This window comes from Pseudomonas sp. RW407 (genome assembly GCF_003176655.1).
Taxonomy (GTDB): domain Bacteria; phylum Pseudomonadota; class Gammaproteobacteria; order Pseudomonadales; family Pseudomonadaceae; genus Pseudomonas; species Pseudomonas delhiensis.
In genome coordinates this window covers 1,028,421-1,030,146 of sequence record NZ_QGSL01000106.1, presented here as the reverse complement: position 1 = coordinate 1,030,146, position 1,726 = coordinate 1,028,421, and the positions used below count along the sequence as shown (strand labels likewise).

General features: G+C 67.7%; 2 protein-coding genes. Both read right to left on the bottom strand.

Annotation, left to right across the window (positions count from 1 at the left end):
- Window positions 1-153 precede the first annotated feature (153 nt).
- On the bottom strand, window positions 154-1,092 hold the full coding sequence (locus DK254_RS21375; RefSeq protein WP_109935378.1) for a GGDEF domain-containing protein: 939 nt from the start codon (window positions 1,090-1,092) through the stop codon (window positions 154-156).
- A 246-nt stretch (window positions 1,093-1,338) separates the two neighbouring features.
- Window positions 1,339-1,726 (bottom strand): alpha/beta hydrolase (locus DK254_RS21370; protein WP_371921171.1); only part of this gene is annotated, 388 nt, incomplete at its 5' end.

Here is a 1,726-nt window from a genome sequence, read left to right as displayed (position 1 = left end):
GCACTTGGCCCTCGCCCTTGCCGAAGATTTTCTTGAGTGCCTTGAGCACGGTGATCTCGTAGTGGTTAAGGATTGAACGGCCGCCAGTGTAAAGCAAGTTGCCAGCCAGGCGAAATCCGTGCGCCGCCGGTGCCGGCCAAAGCTTGCCGTGGATCAGCCACAGAGGCGGTTGCGGCCGTGCTGCTTGGCCCGGTACAGGGCCTCGTCGGCGCGTCGCAGCAGGCCCTGCAGGCTCTCCTGGAGGTACATCTCGGCCACGCCGAGGGACACGGTGACGCCGGGCAGGGCGCCCAGCGGCGAATAGAAGGAGTCGATCTGCTCCAGGCTCATGCGCAGGCGCTCGCCGATGGCGCGGGCCTCGTCCAGGCTCACTTCCGGCAGCAGGATGACGAATTCCTCGCCGCCGAAGCGCGCCATGCTGTCCTTGGGCCGCAGCTGGCTGCGCAGGGTATGGGCCACCAGGCAGAGGGCGTAGTCGCCGGCCAGGTGGCCGTGGCGGTCGTTGTAGTCCTTGAAGTGGTCGACATCCAGCATGAGCATCGCCAGCGGCTGCTGGTTGAACGCGCAGCGGGTGCTCTCGCGGTCGTAGACGTGTTCCAGCCAGCGCCGGTTGAACAGCCCGGTGAGGGTGTCGATGTTGGCGTTCTGCTCGGTGTTGAGGATGATCCGGTTGCCCTGGCGCACCCGCGCGCAGAGCATCTCCAGCAGGTTCTGCATCAGCTGCGGGGAGTGCTCGAACAGGCTCAGCAGCGCCTCGCGGTGCAGGCGCAGCACGCGGGTGGCCTCGGTGGCCACCACGTAGGCCGACGGGTGGTCATGGTCGATGAAGCTGATTTCCCCGGCACAGTCGCCGCTGCCCAGGGTGGATACCGGGGAATTGTCCAGCGAGCCGAGGTAGACCTTGAGCTGGCCTTCGAGCACCAGGTAGAGGAAGTGGTTGCGGTTGAAGGGCGAAAGCAGCACCTCGCCGGCTTCCAGCTCCAGCGCGCGGAATTCGTTGAGCAGCCGCTGTAAGGCGGTCCCGGCGACGTTCTGGAACAGCCGCAGGTGGCGCAACTGCTGGATATCCTGCTGCCACTGGGTCGGCTTCATGGCTGAGGGGGCTTTCGACAGGTTCCGCTGAGGGGCACGACGACTCTCCGTAGTCTGGTTCGTCCTTCGGGAACTTCAGTATTAATGACTTTTGCGTACTGGCAATTCGCTGGCCGGCTGGACCGACCAGCGGTCGACCCACCCGGACGAGGTCCCTTCCCAGCGCCTGGAACGCACCGCGCAGACGCCCCGGACGCGCGCCCGGGCCCCGGCGGAAGGCGCCGCGCCGGCATCGGCCGGCGGGTGTTACAGGCGCTCGCGCAGCCAGGCGCCGATGTCGGCGATCTCCTGGTTGCTCACTTCGTGGGCCATGGGGTAGTCGCGCCACTGCACGGCCACGCCCTGGCCGTGGAGGAAGTCGTAGGCGGCGCGGCCCATGGCGGGCGCCACCACGTCGTCGTAGGTGCCGTGCAGGCACAGCGCCGGCTGCCGTCGCTTCGCCTCCGGCAGTTGCAGGTCGTCGCCGAACGTCGGGCCGTAGGTGGAAAGCGCCATCACCCCGCCCAGCTCGCCCGGCCAGCGCAGGTAGCCGGTGTGCAGCACCACCGCGCCGCCCTGGGAGAAGCCGGCCAGGACGATGCGCTGCTGCGCGATGCCCTGGGCCAGTTGTCCCTCGATCAGCGCGATCACCGCG